We start from the raw sequence: 22,312 nt of genomic DNA, 5'->3' as shown, positions 1-22,312 counted from the left end.
AATAAATACCGTCTATGACGGTGGAGGGATGTATGGGAATACTAAAGAAAACAGTAACGGTGCTCGGACTGTCGGCGACGGTGTTTGGCTTGGTGCTGAGTGGTGCACCGGTTGCGAATGCTATCGAGAATGTCGCTGCTTTCAGTGATGCGATTGGCCTGAATAAGGACGGCTCGTTATGGCTGTATCAGAATAACGCTATTCCAGGCTGGCCATTTAGCGGCGGTTCAACAAAGATCGGTCAGGGATTTGACGGGTACACAAACATTACATTCGCCGATATGGACGGTGATGGTCGTCCGGATATTGTTGCCTACCCAAAAAATCAAAAGGCTCAAGTGTTCCGCAATAATGGCTCCACGACGACACCATTTGCTGACAAGCCAGTCGCCAGCGATATTGACTATCAGGGTGATGCAGTGTTCGCCAAGCTGCACGGTAAAGACAGCCCGGCCTCACATGTTTATGTTGATAACAACGGTAACTTGATGGCAGGCAAAGTCTATCTACGCTACAAGAAGCTTGAAGGAGTGTATGATTTTGTGTCAGATGAGGCTCGTCAGATTGGTCATGGCTGGAAGAATTTTCGATCAATTGTCGCTGGTGACTTAAATGGGGATGGCTATGATGACATCGTCGCGGTACACCGGGACGGTACGATGTGGGCATATCTCAATCGTGGACGCGACAACAAGACAACAATGTTTGAGAGTGGTCGTCAAATCGGTCACGGCTGGAATGGATTTGATACGATTATGCTCGGTAATATGAATGCCGATAGCTTGGCGGATATTGTTGGCCGGACGAAAGATGGACGGTTGCTGCAATATACAAATAGCGGCAATATGAATTGGCCGTTTAGTAGTGGTTCAATAGAAGTTGGTCACGGTTGGAATGGATTTAAGTCGGTCCACCTGACAAATATGTGGTAATTTATTTCTCGTAACCTAAACTTAGGGCAGCCTCGCTTTGTGTGCGGGGCTGCTTTGCTATGGTGCGCCTGGTATGATATGATAAAAAAGCTTATGGCAAAACAAAAATCACGAACGTACGCTCGTAATCGCTCAAAGGCAAGTATCATTACCAACCGCAAAGGTCGGGAGCGGCTGTATGAAAATGACAGCACCTTTTTCGTAAAGTTGGTGGTGTGTGTCGTGCTGGCGGCATTGTGGTTGCGACTGAAGCAGCCGATTGAGCTGGGTGTGGTAGCGATCCAGGCGCTGCCGGTTGGACTGATTGTCGGCCTGCTTTTAGTGGTGTCGGTCGAGAAGTATCAATTTAATCGCAAGATTTGGTACGTGACGCTGATTTTAATGGCAATTGTGACATCATTTACGCCCGTAGGGATTATGATCTAGCCCGGGGTTATATTTAGCGAAAAACAGAGGCCGTAGAGTGCGATACCGGCCGCAACTGAGACATTAAATGACTCTTTAGCACCCTGCATGGGGATTTCGACAATGTGATCGCACCGCGCTAGAATGTCCGGCTCAATGCCATAGACCTCCTCGCCGAGGAGTAGGGCAAAGCGGGTTGGTGGCCGGAACGTATTGAGCTCTGTACTCGACGCTGACTGCTCTAGGGCAATCACAGGTAAGCGTTCCCTGCTGGCATTCTCCGCCAACCACTGGTGAATATCAACTACGTAGCTAAAGGGCAGCATTGTTTCTGCGCCTAGCGCAGTCTTGTGAATCTGGGCGGTCAACCTTTCGGTAATGTGCGGCAGCCTTGGATCGATAGACCGGGGATCGGCTAATCGTAAATCGGGGTACGGCGTATAGCCGCTAAAGATAATTTGTCTGACGCCAAAGCCTTCGGCTGTTCTCATAATTGCACCGACATTGTACGTCGAGCGAATATTGTGCATGAGGAGGGTAATTTCTGGCATGATATCATTATAGCACTCGCCCAAGGATAAGCTTTTTGCTATAATAAGGTTGATGGATGAAGATCGAATTCAACAACAACGTCGCGATCAAGATGAAGACGCGACCCGGAAACGAGCGGCGATTTTAGGCCTGCAGTATCTGGATGCTCGCGAGTTTGAGCAGACAATTCCGCTGATTCGTGATATTTTGACGATTGAAGAGATGTATAACGGACACGTTGTGCCGCTGGCGATAAACCCTGACGAGCAGTCATATCGGTTTGGCATTACGTCACAGACACCACAATCATTAGTAGCAACGATGACTAATAACTACCGCGAGCAGGGTATTATTGCTAAGTTCTTTCTAATATCGGCCTCGGGCTTTAGGTCGTTAATGCTGCGATTTGATCCGCCAAAGAAAGTGATTTATGATAATATCGAAATTGCCAAAGAGGGTGATAGTGACACACTCCAGCAGGTCAGCCAGACATTAGCGACCGTCGGCACGAACGACGTGTTTAACTATTTGATCGATCAGGCGGATCGGCTGAATGCGTCGGATATTCATATTGAGAATCAGCGCGATACTATTCGGGTGCGGATGCGCGTTGATGGCGCGCTGCACTCGGTGGCGGAGCTGGGCCGTGATCGTTATCGAGTTATCATGGCGGCGCTGGCTTCGCGAGCAAATATTTCGACGGCGTCCAATGAGCCGCAGTCGGGGCACATGCAGCAAGAAATCCATCGTGACGGTATATCACACCTCCTTAACCTCCGTGTCGAAGCAGTGCCAACCATGTATGGTCAAGACGTAGTGCTGCGCTTATTTAATTTTGACACCTCGATGTTGAACCTAGACTTGCTCAGTATCGGTGCGGCTGAGCGGGCGCAAATTGATGAGATCATTTCCCATCCGCGTGGTCTGGTGCTGTTAGTTGGGCCAACTGGCTCGGGTAAGTCAACGACTTTGTACAGCATTCTCAATGCGCTCAATACGCCGGATCGTAAAGTGATTACACTGGAAGACCCAGTAGAAAATACCATTCCCGGCATTACGCAGATCCCGATTGATACGACGGCTGGCCAGCGGTTTGATGATGGGCTGCGTAGTGTGCTGCGCCTCGACCCGGACGTGGTGATGGTTGGCGAGATCCGTGATCAGGAAACGGCCAAGACAGCAATTCAGGCGTCGATTACCGGGCATCTGGTGCTGTCAAGCTTTCATGCTAACTCGACGTCAGCGGCATTTAGTCGAATTATTGATATGATCGGGCAGAATCCAATTTTTAGTTCAGCGGTGCGCCTATTGATCGCTCAGCGGCTGGTGCGGCGCCTGCATGATGAGAGCAAGGAAGAGTATGAACCAGATGAGGCAACACGCAACTGGGTAAAGGAGGTCTTGCGGGATCTACCGTCACATGTTGATTGTCCTGATCTTGATACGTTCAAGCTGTGGCGACCCGTGGCGACCGACGAGGTGCCGTTTGGCTACAAGGGGCGTATCCCAGTGATGGAGCAATTGGTGGTGACTGAGGAAATTCAGAAGTTTCTACGTGGCGATATTGCTGATGTGCACACCGAGGCGATTGAGGCTACAGCCAAGAAACATGGCATGGTGACGCTGCTGCAGGCGGGCGTGCTAGCGGCTTTGCGCGGCGAGACGACACTTGAGGAAGTTAATCGAGTTATCTAGTGGACATCAAAAAGCCACGCTAAGGCCATCACTCCGACGGTTTCCATTATGATTGTTAGCATATGCGAATAGGGTTATGTGATAACACGAGCGACGGTTGACGGCACTCGCTCATCAAATGGCGAAGGAATGACTTCATCGGCCGTTGGGTTTTCAACTAGTGCCGCCAGTGCTTTGGCTGCTGCGAGTTTGTGCTGGTCGGTGATTTTTTTCACACCATGATCGAGCGCCCCGCGGAAGATACCTGGGAAGGCCAGGGAATTATTAATTTGGTTTGGAAAATCGCTGCGGCCAGTAGCGATGACTGCTACGCCCGCCTCTCGGGCGACGTCTGGCATGATTTCTGGTACCGGGTTTGCCAGGGCAAAGATGATTGGATCCTCGGCCATTTTCTGTACCAATTCAGGTGTGAGCAGCCCAGCGCGCGACACACCAATAAACACGTCAGCATCGGTGATGGCGTCGTCAATGGAGCCGGATTGTGAAGCGTCGACGTATTCTAACAGTGCAGTTTTTTCCGCATTCAAATCAGTGCGAGACGCACCAACAATGCCGCGGCTATCTACTGCCATGATGTTCCTCGCGCCGTATAAGTGCAATAATTTGATGATGGCCGTACCGGCTGCGCCCGCGCCAATGACTACAAATTTACAGTCTGCCAAATTTCGTCTCGTCAATTTCGCGGCATTGATCAGCCCCGCCAACACCACTATCGCTGTACCATGTTGGTCGTCATGAAACACGGGGATGTCCAGCTCAGCCTTCAGGCGCTCTTCAATCTCAAAACATTTTGGTGCGGCGATGTCTTCCAGGTTAATCGCCCCAAAGCTCGGTGCGATTGCCTTGATCGTGGCAATAATTTCTTCTGGTTGGTGAACGTCCAGTACAACCGGCACAGCGTCGACATTAGCGAAATGCTTGAACAGCAGCGCCTTGCCTTCCATCACCGGCATGGCGGCTTTCGGTCCCAAATCGCCCAAGCCTAAAATCGCTGAGCCGTCAGAAATCACGCCGACTAGATTATTCGTCCAGGTGTACTTTGGTAAATCCGCTGGGTTTTCGGCAATCGCCTGGCTGACCGCACCCACGCCTGGGCTGTAATAGGCGCTTAATTTGTCACGGTCCAGTTTCTCCTGGTCGCGCAAGCTGGTAGTAATTTTACCCTTATATTTCTTGTGTAATTCAAGTGCTAGTGTATTGTAATCCATGCGGTCAATTATAGCGCAGTTTGGTGAAGTTTTCAGGAGTTGCTATCTTTGGGTAATTGTGCTAGAATTGATAACTAATTGTATCGGTGACATTAAATATCGAGTCTTTCAGTGTGGAGCTATAGGGATACAACTATATGGCCAGCTGTTAAGATCCCGAAACAGAGGAAAACAGTATGAGTTTTGAACTAATCAACAAAGTCAATCAAGCACAGAAAAAGCAAGCAGTTGTTGATGTCCGCAGTGGTGACACCGTGCGTGTGTACCAGAAAATTAAGGAAGGCAACAAAGAGCGTATCCAGATGTTTGAAGGTGTGGTTATTCGCACCGACAACAAACAGTCACACACCTCACGCATCACCGTTCGTAAAATTGCTTCAGGTGTTGGTGTGGAAAAATCATTCTTGCTGCACAGCCCGCTGATCGAGAAAGTGGAAATTGTCCGCCGCGCTAAGGTTCGCCGCAAGTTCCTCAGCTTCTTGCGTAAGCGCTCTGGTAAATCAGCTCGCTTGACTGCCAAAAACTTTGACCGCGTAGCTGTCAACAACGTGCATGACGCCAAGGCTGAAGCAGAAGCTGAACGCTTGAAAGAGGAGGCCGCACAGGCTGCCGCTGCCAAGCAAGCCGAAAAAGACGCTGCTCAGGCAGAACTTGACGCCAAGGCTGCCGAGGTCGCAGCTCGCCACAAAGAAGCGTAATTAGTTTTGAGACACATAGGCCGCTCTCTCTGGGGGCGGTTTTCTCATGGTATAATGCCAATATGTCGATCTTTCACTATATCTCTGTGTTTGTTCCGGTGGCTTTGGCGTGTGCAGTGCCATATGTGTTGCGCCGCCATGGCTTCACCAACGAAAAGAAGTATCGCTGGTTGTTATACCTTGCCTGTGTGTTATTCTTCATCTCGTGGTATTTGCCGTCGCCGCTCATTGAGGGGCGAGACACCAGTTTTACGACGCATTTCGTGGGCGGCGGGTTGTTTACGGGACTAGTGTGGGTATATTTGGTGCTGGCGACACGCTGGCGGGCGCACTGGTTGGTGATGGCGTTCTCGGTGTTTGCGTTGGTGTCGGCGCTGGGCTGTATCAATGAACTGGCGGAATTATTTATGGTCAAGGTTGGTTTGGCGCACATCACGTTAGACGATACCAATTGGGATATCTTGGCGAACACATTGGGCACGGCGGCGGTGTGGCTTGGTTGGGTGGTCGTAAGATTAGCGGCAAAAAAGGGCCAGCACGCGCATGATTCTCGGCATTGATGAAGTTGGACGCGGGCCATGGGCGGGGCCGCTGGTGGTCGGTGCGGTGATTTTGGGCGGTGCCGAGATTGAGGGTTTGGATGATAGTAAAAAGTTGACTAAAAAACGCCGCGAGACGCTGGACGAGGTAATTCGTGAGCAGGCGGCTGCCTGGGCGCTAGGCTGGGTGAGTGCCAGTGAATTGGACGACGTTGGCATGAGCCAGGCATTACGGCTGGCGACGCGGCGGGCGGTGAAGCAAATTCAGTCGCAGTGTAAAGCGAATAATGTGGCGTTTGATGAAATTATCATTGACGGGACGGTTAATTTTTTGGCGGATACGGCACTGGAGCGATACGTGACGGTGATGGCCAAGGCCGATGGTTTGATCCCCGGCGTGTCGGCGGCGTCGATTATCGCCAAAGTAGCGCGTGACCAGTTTATGGCTGAGCAAGACGTGGTCTATCCGGGGTATGGCTTCGCGTCAAATGCTGGCTATGGCGTGGCCAAGCACCAGGCGGCGATTGAGCGGCTGGGTGTGACGCCGCTGCATCGGTTGAGCTTTGCGCCGCTACAAAAGTATGTGGGTAGCATGAAGTCACAGAATCTGCACCAGAAAAAGTCAAGTGCTCTACCGAATGAGTCGCCTGTCGGATATCCTCAGAAAATAATTCGGGACCCACGTAAAGTTGCCCAAATTTTTTCCGAGGATATCACTCCAGTCGATTTTGTAGACACCGAAGATGTTATGCAAATCGATGTACCAAATACCGCTCCAGAAACGGAAAAATTAGCAACAACTCGCCAAATTGGGGATAGGGGTGAGCAAGCCGCCGCAGATTGGCTGACGACTGATGGTCATGAGATTATTGCCCGCAACTGGCGGACGCGGTACTGCGAGATTGACATCGTCAGCATAAAAGACGATGTGCTGTATTTCACCGAAGTCAAATATCGCAAGAATTCCAGATATGGTGATGGCTTGGCGGCGATTACCAACAAAAAACAGCGACAAATGCGCTTTGCAGCTGAGCTATTTATGATAAAACATCCGCAACACGAGGGGCGTGATATGCGGATGTTAGCTATAGCTGTCGACAGGGATTACAACGCCGAATGCCTAGTGGTGTAGGGTATAAATTTGGCGATGTGTCGTTAGTTAGGGTCTCGGTTGATTACTGCACTTTCGATGGAACAGTCTTCTATGGTGGCTTCAAATATATTGTTGCCGGCTGGCGTGTCGATAACGCGTGTTTTGAAGCCTGTGTCGCCTCGTGAGCAAAGGGCGGTTATCTCAAGAGTATGTGGAAATAGCTCACCCCTTGGCGTAGGATTACTGCTTGGTTCATTTATACCAGTAACTATGACATTGCCGCCGCCGGGGCAACCAACAGTAACTACTCCGAGCCTTGGCTCTCTAGTTATATTATATTCGTAAGTTTCAGCACTCTCAATCTGCGGTACTGCTAACGAATCGTGGCCGCAAGCCACGGAGACAGTCTTGTGTTCGGTGGTTCTCTTCCCTGAGCAGCCTACGACTCCAAATGCGGCTGTGCCAGCCATTAAAGCCCAAGCCACGGCCTTTTGCCCCAGCCTACGCGCGGTGTCAGCTATTTGGTGTAGTGTATCTCTCCGGTCTCCCTGGCTACCAATAGTGTTGTGATTTCCCATAGAATCTCCTTAAATTGAGTTAATTTATTACCTCAAACACGTGCCAACTCCACTCAGTGTGACTAAATGTTTATCCGTGATTATACCACTTGATATTACATAAGTCAATAGTAAAAGCGTATAACTCACATTACTTATTAAGCGCATCAATAACCGCGGCCTGATCCCGCTCAATCAGTGCTACTCTGCCAGCGATTTCGCGGATGCCCAGATCAATGGTGCGGGTCAGGGCTGGTTCGGCGCGCAGCGGCGTGGTAAATTCGGTGAAATCGTTTAGCTCATCACGGGTCAACAGAGCGCTGGCGGCGTAGCGGATAAAAGTATCGTAGCTTTTATCGCCGCCAAAGGTATCTTTCACCCACGACCAATTTTCTTTCAGCCAATTCCAAGCAATTTGCCGGTTTTCCCGCGTACGGATCAGATAAATAAACCAGCGGCTGGCATCTTGTGGACGTATGATAGTAGTATCCTTGATCGCTGTTAAAATTTGCTCGGTAGTTGCTGGATTCTTCGTCGAGGTCAAGCTTAGTGCGATATCAACCTGCAGGTCGGCTGACGGCGTATTCTGATATATCGTAAAAAGCTTGTCAATCATTTCTGGCGTCTCAAACTGTCTGACATTGGCGTTGATGATCAGCGGGCGAATCTCAGCTGGTAAATCATCTGGGTCGGTTTCGTCAAAGCGTCGTTTGGCCTCCGTGAGCGCTACTGAATCCTCACCATATAACATCAAACCCAGCGCTGCCGTGCGCCGCTCGTGATCATCATCAGACTCGCCGCTCCGTTTATCCCAGCCAAGTTCCATGAAGGTATCGTGGGCAAATTCAGCAGAAATCTGCTTTAGCCGAGCACGTCCTGCTTCGTTATCGTCAACAAATTTCCGTAATTCCGCCAGCGCACCGGCCGCCATACTAAAAACCTTCTCATTGGTCTCGTGCTGAAAAACGCGTGCCAGCGGTAGCAGCGCCGCCGAACTTTCTCGTCCAGCCCGTGTTAGCAGTGTCATGTCTTGCAGTAAGCAAATTTTATCTAATGTCGGTAATTCTGCCGCCTTTTCGATCAATCGGTCTCGCATTACTGAGTCGTAATGCGTTACGAAATGTCCGTTCAGTCCGCAGTTCAGTCGAACGTCGCTATTTATCGTAAATGTTTTCTCGCGCTCGGTCAGAATATCATCAAGCGGCTGATTGGCGAACAGCGGAATCGGCCACAGGACGTCGGACGGCTGATGATCACCGATGAAAAAGCGTTCCTGGCGCAGGGTGGCGGTAGGTTGTCTATCAGAACTATCTTGCTCGACCTGTACAATCGGCAAACCTGGCTGCGAAATCCAAGTGTTCATCAAGTCAACAATCGGCTGTTCGCTGGCGGTTTCTAGCTCCTGCCATAAATCATTACCAACAGTGTTTTGGTAAGCAAATTTTTCAAAATATGACTTCAGCCCTGCACGAAACGCCTCCTCGCCGATCAGCCGCCGTACCATCACCAGTAGACGCCCGCCCTTTGCATAGACAATTGCTGGGTCAAACAACGTGCTGATCTCATCCGGATGATTAACGTCGGCCTGCACTGGCTGGACACCGTCCAGGCTATCGCGCCGCAGTGCCGCGGTGACCTCGCTTGTCGCAAATTCCTCCCACATCCGCCACTCAGGGTGTAGTGCGTCGATCGCCACGTATTCCATCATGTTAGCGAAACTTTCGTTCAGCCACAGGTCATTCCACCACTGCATGGTCACCAAATTACCAAACCACTGGTGGCTGAGTTCGTGAGAGATGACGGTGGCGATAAAGCGTTTGGACGATTCCGGCGTTAATTTCGGATCAGCCAGCAGGCAACTTTCGCGGTAGGTGATGAGTCCCCAGTTTTCCATGGCGCCCGAAGAGAAATCTGGCAGCGCTACGTGATCGGATTTTGGCAGCGGATATGGCACGCCAAAATATTCATCGTAAAAATCAATGGAGCGCGTGGCGATATCTAGCGCAAAATCTAGGGTCTCCTCGCTCTGAGCTGGTGTGGCCCAGACATTTACCTCGACGCCAGATTTAGTGCGGGCAGTTTTCTTGTGTAGTTCGCCGACAACGAAAGCCAGTAAGTAGCTGCTCATCCGTGGTGTGGTGGCGAAGGTGGTTGTTAGCACGCCGTCGTCTTTAGAAGATTTGGCGACGGGCATGTTGCCTAGGACGGTTAGTTCCGGAGCAGTCACAAGCGTGACGTCATAGGTGGCTTTGGCAGCTGGCTCATCAACACACGGAAAGACTTCGCGGGCATGGTGCGATTCAAATTGGGTGGCAAACAATTGCTTTTTCACGCCGTCGTGGGTAAAGTAGCACGGATACAGTCCATGCATGGCGTCGGTGATAGTGCCAGAAAACTCAACACGAACGGTGCGCTGGCCGCTGGATAAATCTGGGCGCGATAGGCGCAGCTCATCAAATTCATCATGGGAAAACTCAGCTGGCTGATCGTCAATTAACGCTGAATGAATGGTCAAGTCTTTGGTGTGTAGCGAAATTAATTCATTAGTTGACTCGCCAGAAATGATTACCGTGCCAGAAAACGCTTTTTCTTCAGCGTGCGTCAGATCGAGAGTTAATGTGTAATGATGTGGTATAAAGGTGTCGAGTAGGCGTGGAACTGTTTTCATACTTTCATTATAATATAGATTATGGCAACGGGGAAAATAAGGCGTCGGCAAATCATGGTACTGCTTGTCATGGCGGTGGTGGGTGCAGTAGTGTGGGCGGTGCAACTGCAGCAGCCGCGGGTCGCGCCGACTTCGCCGTCCATGCAGCGGAAATTATTTGGTGATTCAAACGCTCAAGCGGAGTTAGCTAAACTAGAGGTTAAAGGTCGCGCACCTAAAACGGGCTACAGCCGCAAACAATTTAGTGATGGTTGGGGTAAAATGAGTGGCTGCTCGGTGCGTGAAGTAATTTTGGCGCGGGATCTAACGGAAACAAAAATTGACGATAAATGTCGCGTGTTGGCCGGGACACTACGTGACCCGTATACCGGCCGAACGATCAAGTTTCAGCGCGGGCCAGAGACCTCGTCGAAAGTACAAATCGATCACGTGGTGGCGTTGAGTGATGCGTGGCAGAAAGGTGCACAGCAACTACCACGTGAGGAACGAGAAAAATTGGCAAACGACCCGCTGAATTTGTTGGCTGCTGACGGTCCGGCCAACCAAGCCAAAGGCGATGGCGACGCGGCAACCTGGCTGCCTCCTAACAAACCGTTTCGCTGTCAGTACATTGAACGGCAGGTAGCGGTTAAGCGTAAATATCGTCTGTGGGTAACAAATGCAGAAAAAGAGGCGATGGGCAAGGTGTTGGCCAGCTGCGGCTCGACGTGATGAGTTGAGCTTCCAAGGACTTGATTAGTTGCAAATATCGCCCAAACCGCTTATACTAAACCCATGAAGATTTATCTTGGCTCAGATCATCGAGGGTTTGCATTGAAAGAAAAAGTATTTGCGTATTTGGCAAAGAATGGTTACGTGGTCGAAGATGTCGGTGGTCGTGAGCTTAATCCTGATGACGACTTTCCGCAGTTTGCGGCAGCGGCAGCGCTGCGAGTGATTGGTGATGGCGAGGATGAGCCACGGGCAATTTTAATTTGCGGCGGCGGTCAGGGCATGTGCATGGCGGCGAATCGTTTCAAGGGGATCCGCGCCAGTGTGATTTGGGATGCACATGAAGCGAGGATGACACGGCGTGACAATAATTCGAATGTACTATGTCTGCCGGCTAGGGTTCTCGAGGATAACGAAGTTGCCTGGAAGGGCATTGTTGAAACGTGGCTCAATACTGCATACGCGGATGCCCCGCGGTATAATCGGCGCAATGCGCAACTGGATGAAATCGTATGAGTAGTGTTATCGCCCCGGCAATTTTGGCAGAAAATGCCCAGCAATACAAAGAGCAGGTTGATAGAATCACTGGCTTTGCCGAGCGGGTACATATTGATTTGACTGATGGTGAATTTGCGCCAACCGTTACGATTGGTATTCCAGAGTTATGGGCACCAGAAGGTTGGACGATTGATATTCATGCCATGGTGAACAAACTGGATGAGTATGTGCCGAAGTTGATCACGCTGAGACCGCACTTGATTATCATTCATGCTGAGGCCGAAGGCGACGTGTTGGGGGCACTCAAGGAAATTAAACGTTCAGGTATCATGGCTGGATTGGCACTATTGAGACCAACGGTGCCGCAAACTGTTGAAGAACTTATTAAGGAAGCAGAGCATGTCTTGATTTTCAGCGGTGAGCTAGGCAAATTTGGCGGAACAGCCAGCCTGATGCAGCTGGAAAAAATTCGGCTCGTCAAGATGATTAATCCGAACGTTGAAATTGGCTGGGATGGTGGTGTGATGGTCGACAATGCTTATAGCCTTGTTCAGGGCGGTGTGAACATACTGAATGTTGGCGGGACAATTCAAAAAGCGACTGATCCGCCGGCAATGTTCGCTAAACTCCAGCAGGAAATTAGCAAGACGGGTGTGCTCGGGTAGTTTGCTATGAGCGAACTCACGATTAGCCGGCTAGAAGAGAGGGCGCGAGAACTACGACAGCTGGTTATTCGTCAAGTAGCAGCCGCCGGCAGCGGTCATGTGGCGGGACCGCTGGGGTTTGCTGATGTGATGGCGGTGTTGTATTTTCAGATGCTTAGATTGCGGCCAGAAGAGCCGGATTGGTCTGATTGCGATCTGTTCGTCATGAGTAACGGCCATTATGCGCCACTGCTATACGCAGCGATGGCGATGCGCGGATTTTTATCGGAATCAGAGTTAATGAGTTTGCGGCAGTTGGGCTCGCGGCTACAAGGGCATCCGGAGCGAGTGAAATTACCAGGGCTAGAGACGACCAGTGGGCCGTTAGGCTGCGGTCTCAGCCAGGCTGCTGGCATGGCGTACTATCTGCAGCACTTACAGAGCTCAGATCGCCTTGTATATTGTAGTTTAGGTGACGGTGAACTTAATGAAGGCAATATTTGGGAGGCAGCGATGTTTGCAGCTAAGTATAAATTAGGCCAGCTGATCGCCATCATTGACCGTAATACTATTCAAATTGGCGGCAGTACTGAGCAGGTCATGCCGCTGGATGATTTGGGCGAGAAATGGCGCAGTTTCGGCTGGCAGGTGCAGGAAATTGACGGGCATGACATGGCGCGAATTATCGCGGCAATTGAAGCAGCACAGGCAGTGCGCGAGCAGCCGAGCATTATCATCGCGCATACGATACCCGGGCGCGGCGTTGATTTTATGGAGGGTGATTATCGGTGGCACGGCAAGGCGCCGAATGCTGAGCAGGCCGCCGCAGCGCTGGCGCAATTAGATCTATCAGCCAAGAAACGGCCAGAAGAAGGGATGGGCGTATGAGCGTATTGCGGGACGATTGGCGCACGGGAAATACCGCGTCGATGCGGCTTGGTTTTGGTCGTGGGTTAGTTCACGCGGCATTGAACAATTCCCAAATTGTGGCCTTAAGCGCTGACCTGGCAGATAGCGTCGGCTTTGGCGAATTTGCTGAGCAAATCGGTGCACCGCGGTTTATCGAGGTTGGTGTGGCAGAGCAAAATTTGGTAACAGTAGCGTCAGGGTTAGCAGCGATGGGTAATATCCCGTTTGCGGCCAGTTATGCGGCGTTCAGCCCGGGGCGGAATTGGGAGCAAATTCGGACGACGATTTGCCTGAATGATCAGCCGGTCAAGCTGGTCGGTTCACATGCCGGGCTGAATGTTGGTGCGGATGGTGCGACGCACCAGATGTTAGAGGACATCGCGCTGATGCGGAGTTTACCAAACATGGTAGTCTTGGCACCGGGCGATGCCTACGAGGCCGAAATGATGGCAGCAGTGATGGCAGCTGATCCGCGGCCAAATTACGTGCGATTGCCGCGAGCTGACATGCCGCTGTTTTTGGATGGCACAGTGGCGATTGGCCGAGCGTCTGTACTGCGGCAGGGTACCGATGTGGCGCTGCTGGGTACTGGCACGATGACGTATCAGCTGCTCATGGCGGCAGAACAATTGGCGTACGCCGGCGTTCGGGCAGAAGTCGTGCATTTTAACACTATCAAGCCGCTGGACGAAGCAGCGGTCGTTGCCGCCGCCCAAAAATGCGGCCGTGTGGTGACAGCAGAAGAAGGGCAAATCACCGGCGGATTTGGCAGTGCGGTGGCGGAAGTACTCAGTGAAAAATTACCGGTGAAAATAAAGCGCATCGGCGTCCGCGACCAGTTCGGCGAAAGCGGCTCGGTAGCTGAATTATGGCAAAAGCATGGACTAGATGTCGAAGCAGTTGTCCGGCACGTAAAAGATGACCTTTCATTTATTTAAGGCTTGCGCAGACGCCAGGGAATTTCTCGAGCGTCCACAGCTATACAGGAAATTGTCACGAGTGTCGCGATCTCCCATGCTGCTGCATAAGTAAAAATACCAAGTTCCCTCATCAGGATTGACCCCATGATGAACCAAAAGATAAGGCCAGCATTTTGACGAAAGCCGTACAAAAATAAATCGTAAAACCCCTTCGCCTCTTTTCATTTTCCGTCACCGCTGCTATAATAACCATAAGTAATATGGAGGATAAAGCGAGGTTATGGGACTGACAATTTCTGACATTCGGCGCAATACCACGCATGCACGCCATTTGATGCAGCGGACACGGGCGCAGCACTTTGCGGTCGGTGCGTTTAATATTGATAATCAAGAAACGCTGATCGCGGTGGCGCGAGCGGCGCAGAAGCTCCAATCACCGGTGCTGGTCGAAGTGTCGGATGCCGAGGTGCGGGCTATGGGCCTGGAAAATGTCCGCGATCTGGTAGATAATTATAAGGCCGAGTACGGCATTGAGATGTATTTGAACTTGGATCACGGGCCGACAGTGGAGGGCTGTAAACGGGCGATTGACGCGGGCTATGAGTTTGTGCATATCGATATTTCCCAGGCAAATCACGATGCTTCGGATGAGGAAATCATCGCCAAAACTCGCGAAGTTGTCGAGTACGCCAAGTTTACCGGCGCGTTAGTGGAATCGGAGCCGCATTATTTTTGGGGTTCGTCAAACGTCCATACTGAGGCGATTGACTATGAAGAAATTAAGAAAACTTTCTCTACGCCAGAAGGCGCGCGTGATTTCGTAGAGGCAACGGGAATTGACACCTTTGCGGCGGCAGTTGGTAATTTGCATGGGCTGTATCCGGTGCCGAAAGTGTTGGATTTGGAATTATTAGGACGCATCCGCGAGGCGCTGCACTGTCAGATTTCGCTTCATGGCGGATCAGGCACACCACTGCATTATTTTAAGGATGCGGCGAAAATTGGCGTTTCTAAGATTAATATCAATTCCGATATGCGTTACGCTTTCCGCACGACGCTGGAAAAGACCTTGCGTGAAAATCCGAACGAATACGCCATCGTCAAACTGATGCCACCGGTATATGCTGCTGTTCAGGAAGTAGTTGAGGCGAAAATTCAAGCCTTTGGCTCAGCCGGAAAGGCAGTGGTGTAGTGGCAAAAATTATTACTGTTGGTGCTGGTGTGCAAGATGTTTTTTTAAGTCAGTCGGACGCATTGAAACCGGTGTGTGAGAGCCCAGAACGTTGTTTTGCTAAGTTAGAACTTGGTGCCAAGGCAGACGTCAACCAGATCCATTTTTCGACGGGTGGTGGTGCGACGAATGCCGCCGTGACCTTTGCCAGGCAGGGCCACGAAGTGATGTTTTTGGGCGTTGTCGGCCGTGATCCGGCTGGCCAGGCGGTGTTGGATGATCTGGACGCCGAGAATGTTGATACACGATATGTTCGATTTTCCCAGCAATATAATACGGGCTACTCAGTCTTGCTGTTGGCACCAAACGGTGAACGGACAATCTTGACGTATCGTGGTGCATCGACGCATTATCACGTGGCTGATTTTACCGTGGCGGATATTGAGGCTGATTGGCTATATGTGTCAACGCTGGCGGGTCAGATGACAGTTTTGGATAAGGTATTTCGTGAGGCGCGAGCAGCTGGTATGAAAATTTGCTTTAATCCAGGTAAGCGAGAGCTAGTACAGCGCGATAAGTTAATGGGACTGCTGGATGATGTGGAGGTATTGGCGCTGAATAAAGAAGAGATGCAACAGTTAGTGCCGGGTGATGATCTGGAACAGCTGGTGCGGCGAGCGAAAGAGCTCGTACCGGTAGTGTTGCTGACAGACGGTGTGAACGGTTCGATGGCGTCTGATGGCGTAACGATTGTCAGAGCGGCGATGTACGAGGACGTGCCAGCAATTGATCGGACTGGTGCAGGTGATGCATTTGCCAGTGGTTTTTTGAGTCAGTGGGCTTATGGCGCTCAGTTAAAGGACGCAGTAGTATTTGCCAGCGCAAATTCAAGCTCGGTCGTCAATCATATTGGTGCCAAAACCGGTATCTTATATCAAGGTGCACGACTACATACCATGCCACTAAGCGAAAAGGAGTTTTAATGTCAAGAAACTTAACAAAATTATTGGGTGATTCAGTGCAGACACGAGTCGCCGTCAGTGAGCTCAGGCGAATGGCTGGTGATGACAGTGATGTCAGGCTAATCACTGAGATTCTAGCTCGAGCCCACTCAATTATTCGTGCGCTTGGGCTTGATCCAGCAGATACGACGGGTAGAGAAGTGTACCAGGCGCTAATGGCTGCTGCGCCGCGGCTTGATCAGACAGCCTGGGCGAGAGCCAGCGACTGGGTGATGATGGATTTTGACGGGCAGGTTATCTCGTTTCATCCAGTGGATATCGTCGAAAATTATCATCATCAGTTACCGTACGGCCAGCACTGTATCGAATCTGGTAAGCGCGGGCTTGGCTATGAAATAACTCGTCGTTTTTCAGCTCATCCACGCACGCACACGCCGACTGTTGAGCGTGTCGTCTGCGAGGGCGGGATTTGCTATGTTGCCTCGGCTGTCAGTGAGCCAGTCAAGTCAGCGTCGCCGTTCCAGCTACCGGTAGCTAACGCTAAACCAAAACGTCGCAAGTCAGCTGCCGTGCCCGTAAAATCTAAAAAATCTGCTAGCAAAAAACCTCATAAAAAGTCCCAGCAAAACGCAAATACCCTGAAGAAATCCCAAAAAGTCTGAATTGACACAATAGGTGATCAGCAATAGGTCTTATTTGCTTGTACCAGTTCAATAATCTCATCAACACTATCGGTGATAGTATAAATATCCAGGTCTTTCTCGACGATAGCCCCCTCGGCCAGCATATGGTTGCGGAAAAAGGCGTCCAAATCGCTCCAAAACGCTGTGTCGAACAAGATCACCGGTGCACGGTTGGCTTTTTCAGTCTGGATCAGCGTCAATATTTCCGCTAGCTCGTCCAACGTACCGAAGCCGCCTGGAAAATAAATATAGGCATTAGCAAACATGGTCATGACGATCTTTCGCGGCGCAAAGTGCTGAAACTCAAACACCTCGGTGGCGTATTTATTGACCTCCTGTTCGTGCGGCAGCCGGATATTAAAAGCGATCGACTCACCGCCAGCAGCCCGCGCACCCTCTTGGACAGCCTTGTTGGCGCCTTCATTGGCAGCGCCCATAATGCCGTGTCCGCCGCCGGAAACGATGGCGTAGCCAAGTTTAGCTAGCCGCTCAGCTGTTTCTTTCGCGGCATGGTAATAAGTGCTGTTCGGGTCGGTGCGTGCTGAACCAAATATCGTTACTGTTTTCTGATATTTCCGAAGAATCTCGTAGCCGCTCTGGATTTCGTCTTCCATCTTGCCGAGGCGGAACATCGCAGCCTGCAGCTGTACATCACGCGGAATACATGTATGTTGTGAAGTCATGAGGTGTCCTTTTTGTTTTTATCACTGATAACTGGTTAACTATATCATGAAAAGTTGCTATTTGTCAACAATGCTACAATAGTAATAATATGAACGCCTTTAATCTCGTCTCCAACTATCAGCCGACCGGTGACCAGCCGACGGCGATTGCTCAGTTAATGGCTGGGTTGGAGCGGGGCGAACGCGAGCAAACTCTATTGGGCGTGACGGGGTCGGGCAAGACATTTACTATGGCGAATATCATTGCCCGAGCCAATGTGCCGACGCTGGTGCTGGCACATAACAAGACTTTGGCGGCGCAGCTGTTTTCTGAGTTTAAGGAGTTTTTTCCGGACAATGAGGTGCATTATTTTGTCAGCTATTTTGATTATTATCAGCCGGAGGCCTACATTGCCTCGAGCGACACCTACATTGAGAAAGATTCGAAGATTAATGATGAAATCGATCGGCTCAGGCACGCGGCAACGTCGGCGCTACTAACACGGCGCGATGTGATCATTGTGGCCAGTGTGTCTTGTATTTACGGCATCGGTTCGCCGGAGACGTATGCTGATATGGCCATTCAATTGACGGTCGGCGAGCGGCGGGTGCAGGATAAGTTTATTCGCCTGCTAACTGACATTCAGTATAAGCGTAATGACGTTGACTTTGTGCGCGGGACTTTCAGGGTACGCGGCGATGTGGTAGATATTTTCCCGGCTGGACAGGATACGGCGGTGCGAGTGGAGTTTTTTGGCGATGAAGTTGAGAGACTCACGCGAATCGATCCGCTAACTGGCGAGATTTTGGAGCAGCCAGCTAGCCTGACGATTTTCCCGTCTAGCCACTATTCGACGCCGCGTGAACGAATTGAAAAAGCCATCATGGGCATTGAGAAAGAATTTGACGAGCGGCTGAAATGGCTTGAATCGCACGACAAATTGCTGGAGGCACAGCGCCTCAGTCAACGCACCAAATATGACCTGGAGATGCTCAAAGAAACTGGTTTTGTCAAAGGCATTGAGAATTATTCGCGCTATCTGACTGACCGTGAACCGGGCGAGCAGCCAGCGACCTTGATTGATTATTTCCCTGATGATTGGCTACTGCTGGTCGATGAGTCGCATATGACCTTGCCGCAAGTTCGCGGTATGTATAATGGCGACCGGGCGCGCAAGGAAGTATTGGTAGAGCATGGGTTTCGTCTACCGAGTGCGCTGGATAACCGCCCGCTGAGGTTTGATGAATTTGATCAGCATATTCACCAGGCGATTTATGTGTCGGCTACACCGGGCGACTATGAAATTGCTCATTCGCCAAAGCCGGCTGAGCAGTTGATTCGGCCGACGGGGCTACTTGATCCGCCGATTGAGGTGCGGCCAACTAAGGGGCAGGTTGATGATTTGATGGAGGAGATTCGCCAGACCATCGCTAGCGGCCACCGCGTATTGGTAACGACCTTGACCAAGCGTATGGCTGAGGATTTGAGTGCCTACCTGACCGATAATGGTGTGAAAACGGCGTATCTACACAGTGAAATTGACACGTTGGAACGCGGCGATATCTTGAAGGACTTGCGGCTGGGAACGTACGACGTCTTGGTTGGTATCAATTTGCTGCGTGAGGGGCTGGATCTGCCAGAAGTCAGCCTGGTGGCGATTATGGACGCTGATAAGGAAGGGTTCCTCCGCTCTGAACAGGCACTGATTCAGACGATTGGCCGGGCAGCGCGGCACGTGGACGGGCGGGTGCTGATGTACGGCGATAACGTAACTGACAGCATGCGCCGAGCGATTGATGAGACCAATCGTCGGCGGCACATTCAGCAGCAATATAACGAAGCGCACGGCATCACGCCGCAAACCATCCAGAAGAAGATTGACGATGGCCTGCGCTCCATCATCCCGCAAAAAGAATCGGACAAAAAGCCAAAGCTAGACTTAAAGAAGATTCCAAGGGACGAATATCCAACGCTGATCAAGGAGCTGACTGGTCAAATGGAGCTGCATAGTGCTAATCTGGAGTTTGAAAAAGCCGCTCAGCTGCGTGATTTGATTGCAGAAATTCGCCAGACCATGTAGAATGAGGTTAGCATAAGCGGAGGTAATAATTATGACACAAAAGAAAACAGCATCAACACCAGAGATGGTGCAGCCGGTACAGGACGCGGGCGCTCCACCAGTTCCACAATATGCTCCACAACCGACAGCGTACTATCCCCAGGCTGCTACCGATCCGGGTCGCGGTAAGGCAAAATGGCTGACATTTGAGTATTTACTAGCAATGGTATCGACGGTCGTATCGGCGGTATTGTTTGCGCAAGTACTGGGGTCGTTGTTTACTGCTTGGGCAAAGGTTAATGGTGCAACGACAACGACGATAACTTCGATTGGCGGTTGGCTGGCCGATATATTATCGATAAACATGGTAACGCCGGGAACGGGTATAGTGATGGCGGGTGTATTGGCAACACTGTTTGCAATCGTTGCGCTCATCACATTTGGTCGCGTCTCACGGGCTATTCCAGATCGTGACAGCTACACCAGTAGTACGGCGTATAAAGTAGTAACATATGGTGCATTTGGTGCTTTGGTAATTCCAGCAATTGTACTGACGGCAAAGTTAGTAACAGTCCTCATCAGCTCGCTACTATTTGTCGGCGCTGGTGACGCTGGTACAGTGTATGGCGCGCTGTATCTCGGTGAGTTTGTACCATATCTCCTAGGGCTAGGAGTAATCGGTGCGACGCTGTGGATGCTTAAGGGGATTATCTCTGGCCGCAACACATCTAAGACGATGTCTCTGATCCTGTTGGGCGCAACAGGGGTGGTGCTGATTGCTGGAGCTATCACGGTAGCCGTTCAGGTGCACGATACTGGGTCCACATACACTAAAACCAATGTACAGCGCAATGTCCGTTCGACGATGTGCGATAAATACGGAGTCGGATGTGACTAATAAGACATCTGGGTGGGATAAGGACGGTGGGTTTGTGTTGCCGACCGTCCTTGTGGCGAGCATTATGCTGCTGCTGATCTTGCTAGCTGGTCTCCAGCTGGCGTCAGCAGCGGCTAATGCTTTGGTAGAGCAGTACTATAATCAGTTAGCACGTGAAGCGGCCGAGGCTGGCGTAGTACGAATGAATGAATGTATCAGCCGTGGTTATGATAGTGCCATTGCTTCGGGTGTGCGCCCGGGCACTGACTGTCGCGGCAATGGCACAGCAATTGACGTATTTCGCAATGACAAATTACGTTCATATTTTGTCGGTGAGTATACGTCGACAACCAATCCCCGGCGTGCTGATGTCAAAGGTTATCTTGAGTTGATCCGAAAATCTGACGGTCGTGCGTATAAAACCTATATTTATAATTCACGTCAGCAAGCTATTCCAGAAGTTGACTTTACTGGGACGCGCGCCAGTAAGCGCTGGTGGTGTATCGGCGGGTCAGTCTGCCTTGATTTTGGTGTGGGCGGGTCAAATAAACCGACGCCACATCCTTATCCAACACACTCAAGTGGCCCATCCCATGAGGGTCTAACGACAATTTCCGATCGTAATGGTAATTTGAAATTCTACTCTGACGGACTTCGTATCTGGAACTCGGCACGGAATATTATGCAGGTTGATAGCTCGGCTCCCGACGGTAATCCAACATGTGACGATGGCCAAACGGCGTACTATAGTGAATCGCCACAGGGATTATGCGGTTCGCGTACTGGTACGCAGGCAGTGGTTGCCTTCCCAATCAACAAAGAGGAGTCTAAGTATCTCGTGGTATCAAACTCGGCAAATGGTCGTGAGCGGGCAAAGTTCGGCACGCTGTATTATCACGTCGTTGATTTTACTGGCGATCCACTCGGACGAGTGACGAAAAAGAACATGTCTATCGGTATGGCGGGTAGCTTCTCGCGTAACTATTCTGGCGAGGCGATGAATGCCGTGCCGAATAATGCGGGAAATGGTGCGGTGGTGTATACTTATCGGCCGGGTTCACCAAATCAAATATACGCTTTCAATATCTTCTCGACTGACAACGGGGCAACTATTCAAACGCCAAATGCAGCAGTGTATAATGTGCCGTCTGGTCCAGCTCAGCCATGTATCGTGCAGCCAAATCCATCAAGCCCTTCGCGAACGGGATTCGGCTCGATCAACTTTAACAACGAGGCTACCAAAATGCTGGTGTTTATGGGTGGTAGTGTCTGTCCAAATCGTAACGGTAACGCCGGAGTATTGCATGTATTTGATATATCTGGGGCTGATACCAATATGACGCCAATTGCCCATTGGTCGGTCGGTGTATATAATAATGATCCACTTGATAATAGCCTAGGGTACGCTGCTGATTTTTCACCCAACGGCGACCATGTCTATGTATCGAAAATATATACCGGTGAACTGTTCCGGTATGACATTACTAGTCGCAATAGTAGTGCTATCAAAACAAGTGAGCGGTTTATCGGGTTTACCGGCTGCGAGCATTTCAGGGATTGTGTAATATCTGATTCGCTCCCTCACTCATCAACGCCGAACCACCCTGACTGGAAAGGGCTTGGTGGTGATGGTGGTGGACAAGTTTTGCGCGGCCCAGATGGACGAGTGTACGTAGCGGATCGTGGGGCCAACAAGATTAGCTACATCGAACGACCAGACGCACCAAATGCGGCAACCGATGCGGCAACAGCGGCGGCTATCGGCTGGAACCGCGGTGGGTTATCACTTGGTTCAGGAATGAGTATGTACGGCTTGCCGCAGATGGTGACACTTCATTCGCCGCGGCTGCTGAGTTATTAGGTTTTCCTCGAGACAGTGCTATAATAGA

The 22,312-nt window shown here is 50.8% G+C and carries 22 protein-coding genes; 17 read left to right on the top strand and 5 right to left on the bottom strand.

Annotation, left to right across the window (positions count from 1 at the left end):
• Window positions 1-14: 14 nt before the first annotated feature.
• Complete coding sequence (locus FBF26_03395) at window positions 15-932, top strand: hypothetical protein (GenBank protein ID QJU10292.1); 918 nt, start codon at window positions 15-17, stop codon at window positions 930-932.
• A gap of 93 nt (window positions 933-1,025) precedes the next feature.
• Entirely contained in the window at window positions 1,026-1,358 is a 333-nt protein-coding gene (locus FBF26_03390; GenBank protein ID QJU10291.1) for a hypothetical protein, read from the top strand.
• Here the strand turns inward: FBF26_03390 and FBF26_03385 are convergent.
• Window positions 1,355-1,888: an RNA methyltransferase gene (locus tag FBF26_03385; protein QJU10290.1), complete on the bottom strand. Its 534-nt coding sequence runs from the start codon at window positions 1,886-1,888 to the stop codon at window positions 1,355-1,357. The two genes, FBF26_03390 and FBF26_03385, sit on opposite strands and share 4 nt — an antisense overlap.
• A 52-nt stretch (window positions 1,889-1,940) precedes the next feature.
• On the opposite strand from FBF26_03385, the gene FBF26_03380 reads away from it, so the two are divergent.
• Entirely contained in the window at window positions 1,941-3,563 is a 1,623-nt protein-coding gene (locus FBF26_03380) for a type II/IV secretion system protein (protein QJU10289.1), read from the top strand.
• 74 nt (window positions 3,564-3,637) lie between these two features.
• On the opposite strand, the gene FBF26_03375 is transcribed toward FBF26_03380, so the two are convergent.
• Window positions 3,638-4,771, bottom strand: coding sequence for an NADP-dependent malic enzyme (locus FBF26_03375; protein ID QJU10288.1), 1,134 nt, complete (start codon window positions 4,769-4,771; stop codon window positions 3,638-3,640).
• A gap of 176 nt (window positions 4,772-4,947) precedes the next feature.
• On the opposite strand from FBF26_03375, the gene FBF26_03370 reads away from it, so the two are divergent.
• The 3 genes from FBF26_03370 (at window position 4,948) to FBF26_03360 (ending at window position 7,140) form a co-directional block, all read left to right on the top strand.
• Window positions 4,948-5,469 (top strand): 50S ribosomal protein L19, encoded by a 522-nt coding sequence (locus tag FBF26_03370; GenBank protein ID QJU10287.1) that lies wholly within the window; start codon window positions 4,948-4,950, stop codon window positions 5,467-5,469.
• A gap of 62 nt (window positions 5,470-5,531) precedes the next feature.
• Window positions 5,532-6,029, top strand: a complete 498-nt coding sequence (locus FBF26_03365) for a hypothetical protein (protein ID QJU10286.1) — start codon at window positions 5,532-5,534, stop codon at window positions 6,027-6,029.
• Entirely contained in the window at window positions 6,013-7,140 is a 1,128-nt protein-coding gene (locus tag FBF26_03360; protein ID QJU10285.1) for a ribonuclease HII, read from the top strand. Before FBF26_03365 ends, FBF26_03360 begins: the two co-directional genes overlap by 17 nt.
• A 23-nt stretch (window positions 7,141-7,163) precedes the next feature.
• On the opposite strand, the gene FBF26_03355 is transcribed toward FBF26_03360, so the two are convergent.
• The gene (locus FBF26_03355) at window positions 7,164-7,679 is read right to left on the bottom strand and encodes a hypothetical protein (protein QJU10284.1); all 516 of its coding nucleotides are present in this window, start codon (window positions 7,677-7,679) and stop codon (window positions 7,164-7,166) included.
• A 130-nt stretch (window positions 7,680-7,809) separates the two neighbouring features.
• Complete coding sequence (locus tag FBF26_03350; protein ID QJU10283.1) at window positions 7,810-10,326, bottom strand: M1 family metallopeptidase; 2,517 nt, start codon at window positions 10,324-10,326, stop codon at window positions 7,810-7,812.
• A 21-nt stretch (window positions 10,327-10,347) separates the two neighbouring features.
• On the opposite strand from FBF26_03350, the gene FBF26_03345 reads away from it, so the two are divergent.
• From FBF26_03345 to FBF26_03310, 8 genes are all read left to right on the top strand, one after another.
• Window positions 10,348-11,037 carry an HNH endonuclease gene (locus FBF26_03345; GenBank protein ID QJU10282.1) on the top strand — a complete coding sequence of 230 codons (690 nt, stop codon included), beginning with the start codon at window positions 10,348-10,350 and terminating at the stop codon, window positions 11,035-11,037.
• A 63-nt stretch (window positions 11,038-11,100) separates the two neighbouring features.
• Window positions 11,101-11,553: an RpiB/LacA/LacB family sugar-phosphate isomerase gene (locus FBF26_03340; protein QJU10281.1), complete on the top strand. Its 453-nt coding sequence runs from the start codon at window positions 11,101-11,103 to the stop codon at window positions 11,551-11,553.
• Entirely contained in the window at window positions 11,550-12,200 is a 651-nt protein-coding gene (locus FBF26_03335) for a hypothetical protein (GenBank protein QJU10280.1), read from the top strand. The genes FBF26_03340 and FBF26_03335 overlap by 4 nt, the downstream gene beginning before the upstream one ends.
• A gap of 6 nt (window positions 12,201-12,206) precedes the next feature.
• Window positions 12,207-13,067, top strand: a complete 861-nt coding sequence (locus FBF26_03330; protein ID QJU10279.1) for a transketolase — start codon at window positions 12,207-12,209, stop codon at window positions 13,065-13,067.
• Window positions 13,064-14,026, top strand: coding sequence for a transketolase family protein (locus FBF26_03325; protein ID QJU10278.1), 963 nt, complete (start codon window positions 13,064-13,066; stop codon window positions 14,024-14,026). The genes FBF26_03330 and FBF26_03325 overlap by 4 nt, the downstream gene beginning before the upstream one ends.
• A gap of 262 nt (window positions 14,027-14,288) precedes the next feature.
• Window positions 14,289-15,200, top strand: coding sequence for a class II fructose-bisphosphate aldolase (locus FBF26_03320; protein ID QJU10277.1), 912 nt, complete (start codon window positions 14,289-14,291; stop codon window positions 15,198-15,200).
• A complete protein-coding gene (locus FBF26_03315) occupies window positions 15,200-16,162 on the top strand; it encodes a sugar kinase (protein ID QJU10276.1) in 963 nt (320 codons plus the stop codon). The genes FBF26_03320 and FBF26_03315 overlap by 1 nt, the downstream gene beginning before the upstream one ends.
• Window positions 16,162-16,803 carry a hypothetical protein gene (locus tag FBF26_03310; GenBank protein QJU10275.1) on the top strand — a complete coding sequence of 214 codons (642 nt, stop codon included), beginning with the start codon at window positions 16,162-16,164 and terminating at the stop codon, window positions 16,801-16,803. Before FBF26_03315 ends, FBF26_03310 begins: the two co-directional genes overlap by 1 nt.
• 17 nt (window positions 16,804-16,820) lie before the next feature.
• Here the strand turns inward: FBF26_03310 and FBF26_03305 are convergent, their stop codons facing one another.
• Entirely contained in the window at window positions 16,821-17,507 is a 687-nt protein-coding gene (locus FBF26_03305; protein ID QJU10274.1) for a TIGR00730 family Rossman fold protein, read from the bottom strand.
• Window positions 17,508-17,596: 89 nt separating this feature from the next.
• On the opposite strand from FBF26_03305, the gene uvrB reads away from it, so the two are divergent.
• Genes uvrB through FBF26_03290 form a run of 3 tightly spaced genes read left to right on the top strand, consistent with a single transcriptional unit; the run spans window position 17,597 to window position 22,284 of the window.
• Window positions 17,597-19,567, top strand: coding sequence for an excinuclease ABC subunit UvrB (gene uvrB, locus FBF26_03300; GenBank protein QJU10273.1), 1,971 nt, complete (start codon window positions 17,597-17,599; stop codon window positions 19,565-19,567).
• Between the two features lie 31 nt (window positions 19,568-19,598).
• Window positions 19,599-20,444: a hypothetical protein gene (locus FBF26_03295; GenBank protein QJU10272.1), complete on the top strand. Its 846-nt coding sequence runs from the start codon at window positions 19,599-19,601 to the stop codon at window positions 20,442-20,444.
• On the top strand, window positions 20,437-22,284 hold the full coding sequence (locus FBF26_03290) for a hypothetical protein (GenBank protein QJU10271.1): 1,848 nt from the start codon (window positions 20,437-20,439) through the stop codon (window positions 22,282-22,284). The genes FBF26_03295 and FBF26_03290 overlap by 8 nt, the downstream gene beginning before the upstream one ends.
• The last annotated feature ends 28 nt before the right edge of the window (window positions 22,285-22,312 follow it).

This window comes from Candidatus Saccharibacteria bacterium oral taxon 488, from assembly GCA_013100825.1.
Classification (GTDB): domain Bacteria; phylum Patescibacteriota; class Saccharimonadia; order Saccharimonadales; family Saccharimonadaceae; genus Nanosynbacter.
This window is presented reverse-complemented; position numbering and strand designations above follow the sequence as displayed.